15 protein-coding genes are annotated in these 18,149 nt (G+C 61.3%); 9 read left to right on the top strand and 6 right to left on the bottom strand.

What is annotated here, in order from left to right; all coding sequences use genetic code 11:
• Nucleotides 1–3: 3 nt before the first annotated feature.
• Nucleotides 4–522, bottom strand: a complete 519-nt coding sequence (locus J3P93_RS02745; RefSeq protein WP_203419758.1) for a glycine cleavage system protein R — start codon at nt 520–522, stop codon at nt 4–6.
• A gap of 545 nt (nt 523–1,067) precedes the next feature.
• Here J3P93_RS02745 and J3P93_RS02740 point away from each other — a divergent pair.
• A complete protein-coding gene (locus tag J3P93_RS02740; protein ID WP_434594942.1) occupies nt 1,068–3,245 on the top strand; it encodes a malate synthase G in 2,178 nt (725 codons plus the stop codon).
• A gap of 211 nt (nt 3,246–3,456) precedes the next feature.
• Here the strand turns inward: J3P93_RS02740 and J3P93_RS02735 are convergent, their stop codons facing one another.
• Nucleotides 3,457–3,903 (bottom strand): response regulator, encoded by a 447-nt coding sequence (locus J3P93_RS02735; RefSeq protein ID WP_434594939.1) that lies wholly within the window; start codon nt 3,901–3,903, stop codon nt 3,457–3,459.
• A 253-nt stretch (nt 3,904–4,156) separates the two neighbouring features.
• Here J3P93_RS02735 and J3P93_RS02730 point away from each other — a divergent pair, with 253 nt between their 5' ends.
• From J3P93_RS02730 to J3P93_RS02695, 8 genes are all read left to right on the top strand, one after another.
• Nucleotides 4,157–6,097, top strand: coding sequence for a DUF294 nucleotidyltransferase-like domain-containing protein (locus tag J3P93_RS02730; protein WP_434594937.1), 1,941 nt, complete (start codon nt 4,157–4,159; stop codon nt 6,095–6,097).
• The gene (locus J3P93_RS02725) at nt 6,094–6,801 is read left to right on the top strand and encodes a 3'-5' exonuclease (protein ID WP_434594934.1); all 708 of its coding nucleotides are present in this window, start codon (nt 6,094–6,096) and stop codon (nt 6,799–6,801) included. Before J3P93_RS02730 ends, J3P93_RS02725 begins: the two co-directional genes overlap by 4 nt.
• Before the next feature lie 329 nt (nt 6,802–7,130).
• Entirely contained in the window at nt 7,131–7,649 is a 519-nt protein-coding gene (locus J3P93_RS02720) for an RNA polymerase sigma factor (RefSeq protein WP_206414572.1), read from the top strand.
• The gene (locus J3P93_RS02715) at nt 7,646–8,620 is read left to right on the top strand and encodes a FecR domain-containing protein (protein WP_434594930.1); all 975 of its coding nucleotides are present in this window, start codon (nt 7,646–7,648) and stop codon (nt 8,618–8,620) included. Before J3P93_RS02720 ends, J3P93_RS02715 begins: the two co-directional genes overlap by 4 nt.
• Nucleotides 8,621–8,851: 231 nt before the next feature.
• Entirely contained in the window at nt 8,852–11,278 is a 2,427-nt protein-coding gene (locus tag J3P93_RS02710; protein ID WP_434594928.1) for a TonB-dependent siderophore receptor, read from the top strand.
• Nucleotides 11,279–11,352: 74 nt separating this feature from the next.
• The gene (locus J3P93_RS02705; protein ID WP_434594925.1) at nt 11,353–12,483 is read left to right on the top strand and encodes a PepSY-associated TM helix domain-containing protein; all 1,131 of its coding nucleotides are present in this window, start codon (nt 11,353–11,355) and stop codon (nt 12,481–12,483) included.
• Complete coding sequence (locus tag J3P93_RS02700; RefSeq protein ID WP_394503981.1) at nt 12,480–12,659, top strand: hypothetical protein; 180 nt, start codon at nt 12,480–12,482, stop codon at nt 12,657–12,659. Before J3P93_RS02705 ends, J3P93_RS02700 begins: the two co-directional genes overlap by 4 nt.
• 209 nt (nt 12,660–12,868) lie before the next feature.
• Nucleotides 12,869–13,498, top strand: a complete 630-nt coding sequence (locus tag J3P93_RS02695; RefSeq protein ID WP_434594922.1) for a glutathione S-transferase — start codon at nt 12,869–12,871, stop codon at nt 13,496–13,498.
• Nucleotides 13,499–13,703: 205 nt separating this feature from the next.
• On the opposite strand, the gene creD is transcribed toward J3P93_RS02695, so the two are convergent.
• The 4 genes from creD to J3P93_RS02675 all read right to left on the bottom strand — a co-directional run bounded on the left by creD (nt 13,704) and on the right by J3P93_RS02675 (nt 17,918).
• A complete protein-coding gene (creD, locus tag J3P93_RS02690) occupies nt 13,704–15,071 on the bottom strand; it encodes a cell envelope integrity protein CreD (protein WP_434594920.1) in 1,368 nt (455 codons plus the stop codon).
• Between the two features lie 176 nt (nt 15,072–15,247).
• Nucleotides 15,248–16,666 carry a two-component system sensor histidine kinase CreC gene (gene creC / locus J3P93_RS02685; RefSeq protein WP_434594917.1) on the bottom strand — a complete coding sequence of 473 codons (1,419 nt, stop codon included), beginning with the start codon at nt 16,664–16,666 and terminating at the stop codon, nt 15,248–15,250.
• Nucleotides 16,666–17,346 (bottom strand): two-component system response regulator CreB, encoded by a 681-nt coding sequence (gene creB, locus J3P93_RS02680; RefSeq protein ID WP_434594914.1) that lies wholly within the window; start codon nt 17,344–17,346, stop codon nt 16,666–16,668. The genes creC and creB overlap by 1 nt, the downstream gene beginning before the upstream one ends.
• Before the next feature lie 68 nt (nt 17,347–17,414).
• Nucleotides 17,415–17,918: an ATP-dependent zinc protease family protein gene (locus J3P93_RS02675; protein ID WP_090286958.1), complete on the bottom strand. Its 504-nt coding sequence runs from the start codon at nt 17,916–17,918 to the stop codon at nt 17,415–17,417.
• Nucleotides 17,919–18,149: the final 231 nt, after the last annotated feature.

The raw sequence follows: 18,149 nt of genomic DNA, 5'->3' as shown, positions 1-18,149 counted from the left end.
GGCTCAAACCTCTGTGCGTAACACCAACTCGACCATCAGATCATCGGCCAGGGTTTCCAGGCGCGCCTGCAACACGTCTAGCGACAACGTCAGTGGCACAGCCAGAATCGCTTCGGCGTGAAACAGCGGCTCGCTGCTCATCGGCGCCGGGCGCACTTCGGTGACCAGCCTTTCAAGATTGACGCCCTGCTCGCTCAACAGCCGAGTAATGTCGCGGACGATGCCGGGGCGGTCATTGCCGACCAGCTCCATGGCGATCGGCTTCCAGGTGCAGGACTGCTCGATGCCGCTTTCGGCGACCAGTACACGGATACCGTGCGCCGTCAGTGCTTGTAAGGCATCGACTAATTCATCGTAAGCCTCTGCCGGTACGCCCACGCGCAGGATCCCGGCGAACTGCCCGGCCATCCGCGACATGCGGCTTTCCAGCCAGTTGCCGCCGTGCTCGGCGATGCATTGGGCGATGCGCTCGACCTGCCCGGGTTTGTCCGGGGCGAAAACGGTGAGTACGAGATGGTCCATGGCGCAGCCCTCTGTGCATGACTTTTGTTATCGAAGGGCAAGTATAGGCAAGGGCTTGTTTTGCGTTGGGTGGACCGACGCTTTCGCGAGCAGGCTCGCTCCCACATTGGCAATGCGATCCCCGTGGGAGCGAGCCTGCTCGCGAATAGCCGCACCAGCGAGATATCTGAGCAAAGAAATCGTGTACAACTTTCGATATTTAACTGGAACAATCCAATGCTTTTTTGAGAACATCCCGTTCCGCGACGTGACCGCAATGCGTCATGAGGTCGCAGAACGACGTAATTAGTCTGATTTTCACAAGCGCAACTCATCATGTAGTATGCCGCAGCGCGCACTACATAACGCCGGATCGATGTCCGCCCAGGCCTGTTCGCAACCCTGAAAGCCCCGTCAGCAAGGCCCTCAAGCCGTTGATTGGTCCTAGCCCAGCCGCCAGCAATGGCATGTACTGGTCGGCAGGTTTGTGGTTTAAATGGCCCGAGGCTTCATTGTTTAAATTGAAGAGCTGAAAAGCGAAATAGCTGAGCAGAGTGAGGCAAGCAATGACTGAACACGTTCAAGTCGGTGGCCTGCAGGTCGCCAAAGTCCTGTTCGACTTCGTGAACAACGAAGCCATTCCCGGTACCGGCCTCACCGCCGAGCAATTCTGGGAAGGTGCCGACAAGGTCATTCACGACCTGGCGCCGAAGAACAAAGCCCTACTCGCCAAACGCGATGACTTCCAGGCGCGCATCGACGCCTGGCATCAGCAGCATGCAGGTCAGGCGCACGACGCCGTGGCCTACAAAGCTTTCCTGCAAGAGATCGGTTATCTGCTGCCAGAAGCGGCTGATTTCCAGGCCACGACACAAAACGTCGATGACGAAATCGCCCGTACCGCCGGCCCGCAACTGGTGGTGCCGGTGATGAATGCGCGCTTCGCGCTCAATGCCTCGAACGCCCGCTGGGGTTCGCTGTACGACGCCCTCTACGGCACCGATGCGATCAGCGAAGAAGGTGGCGCGGAAAAAGGCAAAGGCTACAACAAGGTGCGTGGCGACAAAGTCATCGCCTTCGCCCGCGCGTTCCTCGACGAAGCCGCGCCACTGGCTGCAGGCTCCCACGTCGACTCGACCGGCTATAAGATCACTGACGGCAAACTCGTCGTTACCTTGAACGGCGGCAGCGACAGTGGCCTGCGCGACGACACTCAACTGATCGGTTTCCAGGGCGACGCCAATGCGCCAATCGCCATCCTGCTGAAACACAACGGTCTGCACTTCGAAATCCAGATCGACGCCAGCACCCCGGTCGGCCAGACCGATGCCGCCGGCGTCAAAGACATCCTGATGGAAGCAGCCCTGACCACCATCATGGACTGCGAAGATTCCGTGGCTGCCGTTGATGCCGACGACAAAGTGCTGATCTACCGCAACTGGCTCGGCCTGATGAAGGGCGACCTGGCGGAATCGGTGTCCAAGGGCGGCCAGACCTTCACCCGCACCATGAACCCGGACCGCACCTACACCGCGCCGAACGGCGGTGAAGTGACGTTGCACGGCCGTTCGCTGCTGTTCGTGCGCAACGTCGGTCACCTGATGACCATCGACGCGATCCTCGACAAGCAGGGCAACGAAGTGCCGGAAGGCATTCTCGACGGTCTGGTCACTTGCCTGGCAGCGATGCACAACCTCAACGGCAATACGTCGCGCCGCAACACGCGTACCGGTTCGGTGTACATCGTCAAACCGAAGATGCACGGCCCGGAAGAAGCGGCGTTCACCAACGAGCTGTTCGGTCGCATCGAAGACGTGTTGGGCCTGCAACGCAACACGCTGAAAGTCGGGATCATGGACGAGGAGCGCCGCACCACGGTCAACCTCAAAGCCTGTATCAAGGCCGCCAGCGAGCGCGTGGTGTTCATCAACACCGGTTTCCTCGACCGCACCGGCGACGAAATCCACACCTCCATGGAAGCCGGCCCGGTCGTGCGCAAGGCTGACATGAAAGCTGAGAAGTGGATCGGCGCCTACGAAAACTGGAACGTCGATATCGGTCTGAGCACCGGCCTGCAAGGTCGTGCGCAGATCGGCAAAGGCATGTGGGCCATGCCCGACCTGATGGCGGCGATGCTCGAACAGAAAATCGCCCATCCGCTGGCCGGCGCCAACACTGCCTGGGTGCCATCGCCGACTGCTGCTGCGCTGCATGCGTTGCACTACCACAAGGTTGACGTGTTCGCCCGCCAGGCCGAACTGGCCAAACGTGCCCGCGCCTCGGTGGACGACATCCTGACCATCCCGCTGGCGGTCAAGCCGAACTGGACGCCGGAGCAGATCAAGAACGAACTGGACAACAACGCCCAGGGCATTCTCGGCTACGTGGTGCGCTGGATCGACCAGGGCGTCGGCTGCTCGAAAGTGCCGGACATCAATGATGTCGGCCTGATGGAAGACCGTGCGACGCTGCGTATCTCCAGCCAGCACATCGCCAACTGGCTGCGCCACGGTATCGTCACCGAAGCGCAAGTCATGGAAAGCCTCAAGCGCATGGCGCCAGTGGTCGACCGGCAGAACGCCAACGACCCGCTGTATCGCCCGCTGGCACCGGACTTCGACAGCAACATCGCCTTCCAGGCGGCGGTCGAACTGGTGATCGAGGGCACCAGGCAACCGAACGGTTATACCGAGCCGGTGCTGCACCGTCGTCGTCGTGAGTTCAAGGCTGCGAATGGTCTGTAACTGGCGTTGATGCTGGAAATTAAAAAGGCCCTGATCGAGAGATCAGGGCCTTTTTGTTTGTGCGCTGGGATTGGGTTTGTTGATCGTTCCCACGCTCCGCGTGGGAATGCAGCCCGGGACGCTCTGCGTCCCTTCAAAAGCCGAACGCGGAGCGTCCGTGGAAGCGTTCCCACGCAGAGCGTGGGAACGATCAGCGAAAGAGCGGCAGGTCCTAGGGTTCGATACCCAATTCGTGTTTCACCAACCCCAGCAACTTCCCCGTATCAATCGGCTTGAGCAGAAAATCCACCACGCTCAAATGCATCGCCTCGATCGCGTCCTTCACGTCGGCATCGCCGGAAACAATGATGATCGGCATCGCCGCCCGCACCGACTCGCGCACCTGGCGAATCAGCTCCAGGCCATCGACATTGCCCATGCGCAGGTCAGTAATCACCAGTCCGATCGAAGGCTTTTCTTCGAGCATTTTCAGCGCGGTTTCGCCACTGGCTGCGGTCAGGCAGCGGATGCCGTCGAGCGCAAGAATTTCCGAGAGCAACTCGCGGGCATCCTTGTCGTCATCGACGATCAGGACGCGCTGCGGTGGCAGATCGGGCTCGAGCATGACTGCGCTGAGCGCTTCGCGCTCGGCATCGCTCAAAATATCGTGGTCGGACATGGCGCTCTCTAAGTATTCGAATCAATCACCTGGCACAGTCGTCTGACATCGCCCGGCAGCGCTTCAATGTGCACTTCGTCGGATTTTTTTCCAAGGGGCTGAACAGCGGAAATTCCGACGGTTTGCGTAGGGCATCTCCGAAACCGCGCCGATGATGGCAAAACCTAGACTTACGTCCAATGGGCACCCCGAGCGCAGGGGTCGACCATGGCCGCAACGATCCGACAACAACAATTCGAAAAAGACTGCGGTAATGGTTATGAGTAAAGCGGACGCCTTCACCCAGGCAGGGAAAACCGCGGTTTTGCAGAACATTCAGGGCACCCTGCAATTCCTCCAGCGCTTCCCGCCCTTCAATCAGATGGAACACGCCCACCTCGCCTATCTGGTCGAGCAATGTCAGCTGCGGTTTTACGCCCAGGGCGAGAGCATCATCAAACCCGCCGACGGCCCGGTCGAACATTTCCACATCGTCAAACAGGGACGGGTGGTCGGCGAGCGCCCGCACACCGCCAAGGGCGGCACCGAAACCACTTTCGAGATCACCACCGGCGAATGTTTTCCGCTGGCGGCACTGTTGGGCGAACGGGCCACGCGCACCGAGCACCTCGCCGGCGAAGACACCTTCTGCCTGCAATTGAACAAACTGGCGTTCATCAAACTGTTCGCCCTCTCCAACCCGTTTCGCGATTTCGCCTTGCGCGGTGTCAGTAGCCTGCTCGATCAGGTCAATCAGCAAGTGCAGCAGAAAGCCGTGGAAACCCTCGGCACCCAGTATTCGCTGAACACGCGTCTGGGCGAACTGGCGATGCGGCATCCGGTGACGTGCGCGCCCGACGCGCCACTGCGCGAAGCGGTGAAGCTGATGCACGAGCAGCAGGTCGGCAGCATCGTCGTGGTAGATGAACACAAGGCGCCGCTGGGGATTTTCACCCTGCGCGATTTGCGTCATGTGGTGGCCGAAGGCATTGCTGATTTCAATGAGGCCATCGAGCGCCACATGACCCGCGCACCGTTTTATCTGTCGCCGGATCACAGTGCATTCGATGCGGCGATTGCCATGACCGAACGGCACATCGCGCACGTCTGTCTGGTCAAGGATCAGCGCTTGTGCGGCGTGGTCTCCGAGCGCGATCTGTTCTCGCTGCAACGAGTCGATCTGGTGCATCTGGCGCGGACCATCCGCAGTGCCCAGCGTGTCGAACAACTGGTCAGCCTGCGCGGTGAGATCGGCCAGCTGGTCGAGCGTATGCTCGCTCACGGCGCCTCCTCGACGCAGATCACCCACATCATCACCCTGCTCAACGACCACACCGTGTGCCGGGTGATCGAATTGACGCTCGCGGAAAAAGGCGACCCTGGCGTGCCGTTCAGCTGGTTGTGTTTCGGCAGCGAAGGCCGCCGCGAACAGACGCTGCACACCGATCAGGACAACGGCATTCTGTTCGACGCCCGCGACGCTGCGCATGCCGCAGAGATTCGCGGCAAGCTGCTGCCGATCGCCCAGCAGATCAACCACAGCCTGGCGCAATGCGGATTCACTCTGTGCAAAGGCAACGTTATGGCCGGCAATCCCGAGCTGTGTCTGTCGCGGGCGGAGTGGGCGCGGCGTTTCGCGGCGTTCATTCGTGAGGCGACGCCGGAAAACCTGCTCGGCTCGAGCATTTATTTCGATCTGCGCGTGGTCTGGGGCGATGAGAAAAGCTGCGAGCAATTGCGTCGCGCAATTCTCGAGCAGGTCGGCGACAACCGTTTGTTCCAGCGCATGATGGCCGAGAACGCCCTGCGCAATCGGCCACCGGTCGGGCGCTTCCGCGAGTTCGTGCTGGCGCGCAAGAATGGCGAAAAAGCCACGCTGGACCTGAAGATCCAGGGCCTGACGCCATTCGTCGATGGCGCGCGTCTGCTGGCACTGGCCAACGGCATCGACGCCAACAACACCCTCGAACGCTTTCGCCAGTTGGTGGCCAAGGAAGTCATCGAACCCCTCGACGGCGCGGCGTATGAAGAGGCCTATCACTTCATTCAGCAAACGCGCATGCAGCAGCACCAACTGCAGACGCGCGAGAATCTGCCGTACTCCAACCGCGTCGACCCGGACAGCCTCAACCATCTCGACCGGCGCATCCTGCGTGAATCCCTGCGTCAGGCTCAGCGCCTGCAAAGCAGCCTGACCCTGCGGTATCAGCTATGAGCCTGTTCTCGTGGCTGCGTCCGCCGAGCCCGCCGGTGTCGGCGCAAGTGCAACAACGCCTGGCGCAGTTGCCGGTGGTCACTGAGCTGAGCGAATGCACGCTGCGCGAGCAGCGCTGGGTGGTGCTGGATCTGGAAACCACCGGGCTCAATCTGAACAAGGATCGCGTGTTATCCATTGGTGCCGTGGTGATCGAAGACGGCGCGATCGATTTCGCCCAGCAGTTCGAGCGCACACTGCAATGTCGCGAACTGAAAATTAGCCCGAGCGTGTTGATCCACGGACTGGCGCCGAGCGCTATTGCCGCCGGCAGCGATCCGGCCGAGGCGTTGCTGGAACTGATGGAATTTATCGGCGACAGCCCGGTGCTGGCGTTTCATGCGCCGTTCGATCAGCACATGCTCGGGCGCGCCTTGAAGGAGCATCTGGGGCACAAACTCCAGCATGTGTTTCTCGACGTGGCCGATATTGCCCCGCTGCTTTGCCCGCAGGCACAGATTCGCGAGGCCGGGCTGGATGACTGGATCGAGTGGTTCAAGCTTGAGGTGTTCGAACGACACAACGCCAGTGCCGATGCGTTGGCGACAGCGGAACTGGCGTTGATCCTGTTCAGCCGCGCGCGGACGCAGCAGATTCACAGTCCGCGCAATTTGCAGCAGCGCTTGAGTCAGTGGAAGCGACGGCAGCAGGTGCCCTCTTTTTAGAATTCAGTCAGACCAAAAACCCTCATCGGAACGCCGCCCGCCCAGCCCTATCCCAGAGGGAGAGGGGGCCGACCGAGGGGTCTTTTGTCATACATCGACCTGAAAAATCGAGTCGATTATGGATTTAATGCAAAACGCTCAGGTTGGCGTACCTCCCGATTATCCCCCGATCAGTCCCCTCTCCCTCCGGGCGGTCCGACGCTTCGGGAGGGCTAGGGTGAGGGTCTGCCTTTAAACGCTCACCTGACCAGTGGCCAATTGCTAACCATTCCCACCTCTGCCAGAATCGCGAACAATTCGCGTTAGTCTTTCCCAATCGGTGATGTCCGGTGTCGTCAGTCCCAAGCCCCCACAGTCAGCTTGTCGGTGCGCTGTATCGCGACCATCGTGGTTGGCTGCTGGCGTGGCTGCGGCGCAATGTGGCGTGCCCGCAGCGTGCCGAAGACCTGAGCCAGGACACTTTCGTGCGCCTGCTCGGTCGCGATGAGTTGCTGACCCCACGCGAGCCGCGCGCCTTTCTGGTGGCGATCGCCAAAGGCCTGCTGTTCGACTACTTCCGCCGCGCCGCGCTGGAACAGGCCTACCTCACTGAATTGATGCTGATCCCCGAAGCCGAACAACCGTCGGTGGAAGAACAGCAAATGATCCTCGACGACCTCAAGGCCATCGACCGCTTGCTCGGCAAACTCTCGACCAAGGCCCGCGCCGCGTTCCTGTACAACCGCCTCGATGGCCTCAGCCATGCCGAGATCGCCACCCGCCTCGGCGTCTCGGTGCCGCGTGTGCGTCAGTATCTGGCGCAAGGGATTCGCCAGTGCTACATCGCCCTGTACGGTGAGCCGACATGAACCCGGCCAGTTCCCGACCGGTGCCGGCGCATGTGCTGGATGCAGCGATTGCCTGGCAACTGATCCTTGATTCGAGCAGCCCGCTGGAGCGCGAGGAGTTCGCCAAATGGCACGCGGCGAATGAGGAACACGCCCGCGCCTGGCGCCAGTTGGGCATGCTCGATCAGCGTTTCAGCGTGGCCAAAGGTCCGGCGCGCAGTGCCTTGCTGCAATCGCGCGAGGGCATACGCCGGCGCGTGCGCAAACTCGGCAGCGGTCTGGCCAGTGTGGCGTTGATCGTTGGTCTGGGGCTGTTCGCCAGTGAACGCTTTCTGCCGCTGGATTACTGGCTGGCCGACCAGCGTACCGCCACCGGCGAACAGCGCATCGTGCGCCTGGCGGACGGCACCGTGCTCAATCTCAATACCCACAGCGCGGTGGATGTACGTTTCGATGACCAGCGCCGGTTGATCGTCTTGCAGGAAGGCGAAATCCTCGTTGAAACAGGGCATGGCGATGCGCGGCCGTTCATTGTCGAAACCCGCGAAGGCAGCATGCGTGCCCTGGGCACGCGGTTTCTGGTCAAGCGTGAAGAAGACGGCACGCGGTTGAGCGTGTTGCAGTCGGCAGTGGCCGCCCATGGGCAAGCCAATCCGCAGGAACGGATTCTGCGCGAAGGCCAGCAAGTGCTGCTGCGCCGCGATGGCCTCGGCCAAATCGCCGCGCTCAATCCCGGCGCCGATGCCTGGACCCGCGGCATGCTGGTGGTGGATAACGCGCGCCTCGGCGATCTGCTGCACGAACTCGGGCGCTATCGTCGCGGATACCTCGGTGTGGCGCCGGAGGTGGCGGACTTGCGCATTACCGGCAGTTTCCCGCTGCACGATACCGATAAAGCCTTGAGCGCACTGCTGCCGACCCTGCCGGTGCAGATCGAGCGGCATACGCCTTATTGGGTCACTATCGCGAAGGCCGATGCCAGGCCTGAGTAATGCGGTGTCTGAGCGTCCGCCATCGCTGGCAAGCCAGCTCCCACAGGGATCTGCGGTGAGCATCAATTTTCTGAACAGCACTGAAACCTGTGGGAGCTGGCTTGCCAGCGATGAGGCCCCTACAGCCTCCACTTTCAGTTAATCAAAATTATTTCCACCCAGCCCTATCACTTTTCCAATCTCGTCCGGCACACAGGCAATTGAGAAATATTTCCATTCAGGAGCCGCCGTATGTCCCGTTCGCTAGACACCTTGTTGCGCCCCAGTCTGCTGGCTGTCGCCATTGCGCTCAGCGCCCCGCTGATCAGCAGCCCGTTGCTCGCCGCCGAGCAAGCGTCCAGCGTGCGCGCCTACAACCTGCCGGCGGCGCCGCTGTCGACCACGCTGAACCAGATCGCCAGTCAGGGCGGCCTCGCTTTGTCGTTGAACCCGTCGCTGGCGGCAGGCAAGACCTCGGCGCCAGTCAGCGGCCAGTACGATGCCGCCGGCGCCCTGCGCGCCGCCCTGCGTGGCACCGGTCTGCAACTGGAACAAAGTAGCGCCGGCACCTACACCCTGGTCGCGGTGCCTGAAGGTACGCTGGCCCTGCCGGAAACGGCGGTCATAGGCGTGGAAAATCTGGAAACCGCCTGGGGCCCGGTCGAGGGCTACACCGCCACCCGCACCGCGGCCGGCACCAAGACCGACACCGCACTGGTCGAAGCGCCGCGCTCGATCTCGGTGGCGACCCGTCAGCAAATGGACGACCGCAGCGTGCACAGTCTCGACGATGCCGTGCGCTACATGCCGGGCATCACCGCCAGCAGCTACGGCAGCGACACCCGTGCCGACTGGCTGCGCGTGCGCGGTTTCGAACCGACGCAGTTCCTCGACGGCCTGCCGCTGCCCAAAGGCGTGTACGCCAACCCGAAACAGGAAACCTGGAACCTCGACCGTCTCGCCCTGCTGCGCGGCCCGGCATCATCGGTTTACGGCCAGACTCCGCCGGGCGGTCTGCTCGACATGGTCAGCCGCCGCCCGAGTGCTGAAGCGAGCAACGAAATCCAGCTGCAATACGGCAGCGACAACCACCGCCAGATCAACTTCGCCAGCACCGGCAAGATCGATGACGCCGGGCAGTTTCTTTACGGCATCAGCGGTGTGGTGCGCGACAGCGGCACGCAGGTCGATCACGTCGACAACAAGCGCTACAACATCGCGCCGAGCCTGACCTGGAACATCGACGACGACACCAAATTCACCCTGCTGAGCCAGTTCACCCGCGACGACACCGGTATCACCAGCCAGTTTCTGCCGATCCAGGGCACGAAGATCAATTCGCCGTTCGGTGATATCTCTCACCACAAGAACCTCGGCGATCCGGACTGGGAATATTACGACCGCACCTACTACGCGCTGGGCTACGCCTTCGAACATCGGCTGAACGATGTCTGGCAGTTCAAGCAGAACCTGCGCTACACCAAGTCGGATCTGTCGTTCCAGTCGCTGACGCCCGGCTCCTACCCATTCACCACGGTGGATGCGCAAGGCAACGTCGGCCGCACCAGCACCAGCGTCGAAGAAGACATCAGCCAGTTCGCCGTGGACAACAATTTCCAGGCCGACTTCGCCACCGGTGATATCCGCCACACCCTGCTGCTGGGTCTGGATCACCAGCGTAGCAATACCAATTACACCTCAATTTTCGGCGATGGCCTGACCACCAACGTGATCACCCCGATCTACGGCCAGCCAATCGTCCGTCCGGCGCGTTCCACGGCGTTTTACGACTACGACCAGAAGACCTACCAGACCGGCCTGTACGTGCAGGACCAGATGGCCCTCGATCAGTGGCGCCTGACCCTCGGTGGTCGCGAAGACTGGGTGCACACCAGCACAAAGTTCATCAACCAGGGCGACACCACCAACACCCAGCGCGACAAGAAATTCAGCGGCAACGCAGCGCTCAGCTACGTGTTCGACAACGGTTTCGTGCCGTACCTGTCGTACGCCGAGTCGTTCCAGCCAACCACCGGCGCCGACGCCACGTCCACCGGTTCGTTGAAACCCACCGAAGGCAAGCAATGGGAATTGGGCATCAAGTACCAGCCGCCGGGCAGCAAGACCCTGCTGACCGCTGCCGTGTATGACCTCACCCAGAAGAACGTCTCGGTCAACACCTTCGTCAACAACGTCTCGATCACCAGCCAGACCGGCGAAGTCAAAGTCAAAGGCCTGGAGCTGGAAGCGGTGTCCGACGTGACCGACAACCTCAAAGTCATCGCTGCCTACACCTTGGCCAAGTCGGAAGTGCAAAACGGCGTCGACAAGGGCAATCGCCTGCAACTGATGCCCAACCAGCAAGCTTCGCTGTGGACCGATTACACCTGGCACAGCGGTGTGCTCGACGGCTTCGGCATTGGCGGCGGCGTGCGTTACACCGGCAATACCTATGGCGACAAGGCCAACACCTGGCTGGGCAAGGCCGACGCCTACACGGTGTTCGACGCTTCGGTGCATTACGACCTCGGCCGCCTCGACAACAGCCTCAAAGGCGCGTCGCTGGCGGTCAACGCGACCAACCTGTTCGACAAGGAATACATTTCCACCTGCGACAGCTTCTATTGCTACTACGGCGACCAGCGCAGCGTCGTCGCCAGTGCCACTTACAAGTGGTAAGCGCGTGAGCTGAAACAGGCCCCATTACCAGGCCGTCCCCAGGGGACGGCTTCGGTGTTTTTGAAGGTCATGCAATGAAAAGTAAAACCATCCGCCGCTGGTCGTTCATTCACACCTGGACCAGCCTGATCTGCACGGTGTTTCTGCTGATGCTGGCACTGACCGGTCTGCCGCTGATTTTCAGCCACGAGATCGATCATCTGCTGGGCAACGCTCCCGAGTTGCGCGAGATGCAGGCCGACACGCCGCAGCTGAATTTGCAGCAACTGGTCGATGCCGCGCAGCAGCATCGACCCGGCGAAGTCATGCAGTACTTCGGCTATGACGACGAAGACCCGAACGCCGCCTTCGCGATCATGGCGAAAACCGCCGACACCGAACCGAACTCGTCGCACACCTTCATGCTCGATGCGCGCACCGGCGAGGCGCTGGAAACGCCCTCGGCCAACGGCGGCTTGATGCTGTTCATCCTGCGCCTGCACGTCGACATGTTCGCCGGGTTGCCGGGCAAACTGCTGCTGGCGTTCATGGGGTTGTTGTTTGTCGTGGCGATCGTGTCCGGGACGGTGCTGTACCTGCCGTTCATGCGTCGCTTGAAATTCGGCACTGTGCGTCAGGACAAATCCACGCGGCTGCGCTGGCTCGACCTGCATAACCTGATCGGCGTCGTGACGCTGACGTGGTGTCTGGTGGTGGGCGTGACCGGGGTGATCAGCGCCTGCGCCGACCTGCTGATCGCCGCGTGGCGCAACGATGCGCTGACCACGCTGATTGCGCCGTACCGCGACGCGCCGCCGCTGACGCAATTGGCGCCGGCCACGCGCCTGCTCGACATCGCCGCGGAAGTCGCACCGGGCATGAAGCCGGATTTCATCGCTTTCCCCGGCACACGTTTTTCCAGCGAACACCATTACGCGGTGTTCATGAAGGGCGGCACGCACCTGACTTCACATTTGCTGACGCCGGTGCTGATCGACGCTACCACTCTGCAAGTCACTGCCGTGGCCGAGCGCCCGTGGTACATGGACGCCATGGGCATGTCCCAGCCTTTGCATTTCGGTGACTACGGCGGCATGCCGATGAAAATCCTCTGGGCCACCCTCGATGTGTTGACCATCATCGTATTGGCCAGCGGCGTGTACCTGTGGGTCGTGCGGCGCAAAGCGGCGAACCGGGTGGCGCAAACCGCGGAGGCCACGGCATGAAGCCGCGTCAGTCGAGTTTCTGGAAAGTCTTCAGCACACCGATCGTGATCGCCCTGCTCAGTGCGGCGGGGTTGTTTGCGGCGTTGCTGGGAGATGGCATCTGGGATGCGTTGAGCTGGGTCGGGCTGGGTGTGCCGGCATTCCTGGCGCTCAAGGGATTGCTGCAGCGCGGGTGATTTTTGTGTTGTCGGTGATGACCTCATCGCTGGCAAGCCAGCTCCCACAGGGGTTTACGCTGAATCTGAAATTTGTGTTCACTGCAAAACACTGTGGGAGCTGGCTTGCCAGCGATGGCGGTCGCCAAGGCACCATCATTTCCCTCGCCAGCCACAGAGGTTGTGGCTAGGCTAACCTCCTGCTCTTCGACGATCACCGAGGTTCGCCCATGTCCGCCCCCAGCATGACCCTTTACCACAACACCCTCTCCCCGTTCGTGCGCAAAGTGATGGTGTTGCTCCACGAAACCGGGCAGCAGGATCGCGTGGCGCTGCAAGACTGTGTGCTCAGCCCGGTCAGCCCGGACCCGGCGCTGATCGCCGACAACCCGTTGAGCAAGATCCCCGCCCTGCGTCTGGCCGATGGCAATGTCATCCATGACAGCCGCGTGATCCTTGAATACCTCGATCAGCAGCACGTCGGCAATCCGCTGATCCCGCGTGAAGGTGCGGCGCGCTGGCGGCGGCTGACGCTGGCGTCGATGGCCGACGGGATCATGGACGCCTCGGTGATGGTGCGTTACGAAACCGTGCTGCGCCCGGTGGAAAAACACTGGGAGCAGTGGCTCGATGCGCAGCGCGACAAGATCCGCCGCGCCCTCGCCGTGCTGGAGAGCGAGGCGATTGCCGAACTGACCAGCCACTTCGACGTGGCCGCGATCAGCGTCGCCTGTGCGCTGGGTTATCTGGATCTGCGCTTCCCGGACCTGGACTGGCGCGCGGCCAATCCACAACTGGGCAACTGGTTTTTTGAGGTCAGTCAGCGACCTTCCATGGTCGCGACAATGCCCAAGCCTTAAATTGGCGGCGCCTGTTCGGCCCCCATCGCTGGCAAGCCAGCTCCCACATTGGATCGGGACAGATCGCTGACCTGCGTGTCGGCACATATCCTGTGGGAGCTGGCTTGCCAGCGATGGCACCACCTCGATTCCACTGGCAGAAATCCAACAATCCGCGTCACCAACTCGTCCTTCCAGCGCTGCTCTTCGCGCAAGCCCACCCCGCTCATTCCACCACCCCCAGATCGAACTCCAGCGGCTTGGCCGGTTTCTGCGCGATCGCATACCAATCCAGCCGGCGCGTCAGCACCATGAATACACCGAGCAGTCCGAACAGCAGCAACGAGCCCATCAGCAGCGCGTAATCCTCAGCGCTCAGCAATCCATAAAGCAGGCCATACAACGCTGCCAGCCCGGCGGAAAAACTCAAGCCGTGACGCACGCTGCGCAGCACATGGCAGACGTAAAAGCCGATCAGCAACACGCAACCACTGGCCGACAGCAGATACGCCAGGGCAAAACCGATGTGCTCGGACAGCGACAACAGCAACAGGTAAAAGAACGCCAGCGCCACACCGACCAATGCGTATTGCACCGGGTGCACCGCGAGGCTCTTCAGTACTTCGAAGAGGAAGAAACCGGCGAAGGTCAGGACGATGAACAGCAAGGCGTATTTGATCGCTCGGTCGCTTTTCAGATACTGGTCGACCGGGTCGATGAAGCTGACGCCAAAGCTGCGGCCGTTCAGCCCATCGCAGTCGCCGACGATGCAGCGGTCCATCGCCTCTTGCAGGTTGGTGGAGAAAAACGAGGTCTGCCAATCCGCGCTAAAACCCTCATCGTTGATTTCACGCTTGGCCGGCAGGAAGTTGCCAACGAAGCTTGGGTGCGGCCAGTTGGCCTTGAGGCTGACGCTGCTGGTCTTGCCCACCGGCAACACTTTTAGCGAGCCGGTGCCTTGCAGGCGCAGGTCGAAGGCAAAGCTCAGTTGGGTGGCTTTGCCGGTGTCCAGCACTGGCAGCGTTACATGCACGCCTTCACCGATCCAGCCCACTTCCGACCCCGGGACAAAGTCCAGGCGCTGGCCATCGACTTCCAGTTTGAGGGCATTTTCGATGCCGCGAATGTCGCTGATACCCACCGCCAGGAACGGCGCGTCGAACTGGTAATCGGTGAAATTCTCTTTAATGCCCAATTGCGCCGGCAAGGCGAAATGGCCGTTGATGCGGTTATCGGCGTGGAACAGGCGCGCTTCGTAAATGCCGCGCTTGCGCAGCTCGGTTTCCACCTGTCCGTCGAGTTCGAAACGCTCCGGCAGGAAATACAAACGCCCACGTTCTTCGCCGACTTCCTCGTAGCGCTGATTGGTTTTCTCGTTGGTTTTCCAGGTGCGCACCACCTTGCGATACGGCACCACCATCACCGGCCCGCTCATCTGCTGGCTGTAGCTGGAGCTGCGGGCGATGTCATCGAGCACACCGTCGCGCAACTGTTGGCGCTCGTCGATGACGCCGTCGATCATCAGCAGCGGTATCAGCAACAGCAGGATCAGCAAGGCGATGGCGCCGAGCTTGATGGTCAGATTTCGGTTCATGGGACTCTCCCTGTTTGGATGGGGAAAGTCTGCTGAGATGGTGTGGGGGGTTTATGGGGAAATTATGGAGACTGTGTGGAGAATGTACCGGCCCTATCGCGAGCAGGCTCACTCCTACAGGTGATCGCATTTCAATTTGTAGGAGTGAGCCTGCTCGCGATGGCCACGCCTCGGTCTCAAGGCAAGCGCAACGTCACCTCAACGCCATTTTCGACATTGCCAATGCGCAGTGCCCCACCATGCAACTTGGCCACTTCTTCAACGAAGTTAAGCCCAAGCCCGGTGCTCTTGCGCCCACTGTCCGGGCGCGGCAATGAGTAAAACCGCTCGGTCAGGCGCGGCAAGGCGTAATCAGGAATCGGCGCAGTTTCGTTGAACAGTCGCACCTCGATCTGCTCGCCAACCCGCTCGGCATTCAAGCGCAACAGCCCCTGCGCCGGAGTAAAATCCAGAGCATTCTCCAGCAGATTGCCCAACGCCTGACGCAGCAGAAACGGCTCGCCAATCAGCAACAGATTCGCGCCAATCGCTTGCTCGACACGCAACTGCTTGCGCTCGATCCGCGCAGCCTGCCCCTTCAGCAACTCTGCAACCAACAGCGCCAGCGGCACTGCCACACGCTCCTCCAGGCCTTGACGTTGTTCGACCTGCGCCAGATTGAGCAAGCGCTCGATCAACTGCTGCATCCGCGCACTTTCGCTGTCGATGTTGCTGACAAAGCGCAGGCGCTGAACCGCCGCCATCTCGCCTTGCAGCAATTCCGCCGCACCCCGAATCGCCGCCAACGGACTTTTCAGTTCGTGGGTCAGCGTGTGCACATAGCGCTCGACGTAGGCTTTGCCTTCCAGCTGCGTGCGCATCTGCTCCACCGCGGTGGCGAGCTGTTGCAGTTCGCCGCCGCGATAATGCGGCACTTCCACACGCCGGCCTTCGCTCACCGCTTGGGCATAACCGGTCAACCGGTGCAGCGCGCGGCTCAGCCACCACGACAACAACGCGCCGAACAACAGGCCGAGGCCGATCAGCGCGGCGCCGTAAACCAGCAAGCGCCGCTCAGTGCGATCGACGTAAGGCTGCAACGAGCTGTTCGGTTTGGCCACGGTGACCACGCCGATGATCTTGCCGTTATCGCGGATCGGCGCGCCAACGTGCATCACCGAGGACTTCGGATCGTCTGGATCGCTGCGGCTCGACCGCGCGCCGTATTCGCCGCGCAAGGTCAGGTAGACGTCATTCCAGCGCGAGTAATCCTGGCCGACCGCGACGCCGCTGGAGTCGAGCACGACCATGCCCTTGGCGTCGGTCACGTAGATACGGTGGTTGACCTGATTCTTCGGCAAGCCCCAGATCGTCGCCTGCGGCTGGCGCTCGCCATAAGCGCGCAGCAATTGCGGCCAGCGGTTTTCACTGAGGGTGCCGGCCTTGAAGTCATCGCGAAGAATCTCCGCCATCAGGTTGGCGGTGTCGACCAGGGTTTCCTCGGTGGACTGGCGCACGCCGGGGCGGATTTCCTCCATCACCGTGTTGAGCACGAAATACCCGGTCAGGCCGACGAACAGCACATACACCAGAAAAATTCGCAGCCCCAGCGACATCAGCTGTGCCCCGGACTGTAGCTGTAGCCGAGGCCGCGATGGGTCTGGATCGGCTCGGCGTCGGCGCGCACCAGGCGCAGTTTGGCGCGCACGCTTTTGATATGGCTGTCGATGCTGCGCTCGTAACCAGCGTCGGCGGCCACGCCCAGGGCGTCGAGCAGTTGCTCACGGCTGAACACCCGCTCGGGTTGTTCGAGCAGGCATTGCAACAGGCGGAATTCGTGACGGGTCAGGCTCAAGGTCTGGCCGCGATAGATGATCTGCACCCGATCGGCATCGATGCGAAACAGCGCTGAACCGGCTTCAATCACCGGGCGCGGCGCCATGCGTTTGAGGATTGCCTTCACCCGAGCGGCAACTTCACGCGGGCTGAACGGCTTGACCACGTAATCGTCGGCGCCGATCTCCAGGCCGACCACGCGATCGATCTCGGCATCCCGCGCGCTGAGAAACAGCACCGGCACTTCGCTGAAACGCCGAAGCTGTTTGCAGGTCTCGAAGCCGCTGATGTCCGGCAGACCGATATCAAGAATGAGCAGATCGGCCGGGGTCTGCCGCTGATGCTCCAGCGCCGCCGCGCCGAGGCTCAGCCATGTGGTGCTGAAGCCTTCGCCCTGCAGGGCGAAAATCAGCGTATCGGCAATCGCCGCTTCGTCTTCGACAATCAGGATATGGGGCATGGCGTCCGAGCCTGTGGGTTAAGTGCGCGAACGGTGCCCCAAGCCTGAGGTTACGTCAATGAGAGCACTTAGCAGTCCGGCTTGTCGGCGGTGAAACGCCGCGCCGGATTCACTGCAGCGCCAAACTCGCGCAACGCCTTGGCACCGATCAACAGCGGATAGTTGAAGTGGCTGCGGTCGGTCAGGTTGACCTCGACGGTGCGCTTGACGTTACCCAGGCACAGCTCCAGATCGACCACCGGACGCTTGGCGACGTCGGTGCTTTCGCCCTCGTCTTCTTCGTCCGAACGGCTCTTGATCTTGCTGATCCGCGCGACCTTGTGTTCGTAGACCTTGTTGCTGGCGTCCTTGGTGGCCAGGCGGAAACGCACCCAGTCATCGCCATCGCGGGTGAAGGTCTCGATGTCCTTGGCCGACAGCGAGGCGGTCAGCGCACCGGTGTCCATCTTGGCCTTGAGCACTTCACCGCCGATTTCCGGCAGCGCGATGTATTCGTAGCGCCCGTACAGGGTCGGCTCAGCGGCCATGACCGGCAGGGCGACGAGGGCAAACAGTGCAAGGAGGGATTTCACGTAGGGGGCTTCCTTGGGAGAGGTTGGGCAACGGGATTTTAGACCGTTACGCGCTTGATCGTTCCCACGCTCTGCGTGGGCAATGCATCCAGTGACGCTCTGCGTCACAGGGACGCGGAGCGTCCCGGGCGGCGTTACCACGCAGAGCGTGGGAACGATCAGGTTAACGCGACTAAAGTGAAACATTCGTCACCACCGATTTGGCCTGTCGCGCGAAGCTGCTTATCATGG

This window comes from Pseudomonas sp. R3-57 (assembly GCF_051132065.1).
GTDB lineage: Bacteria > Pseudomonadota > Gammaproteobacteria > Pseudomonadales > Pseudomonadaceae > Aquipseudomonas.
Note: the sequence above shows the minus strand (reverse complement) of the source record. Positions and strands in the feature narration are given on the sequence as shown.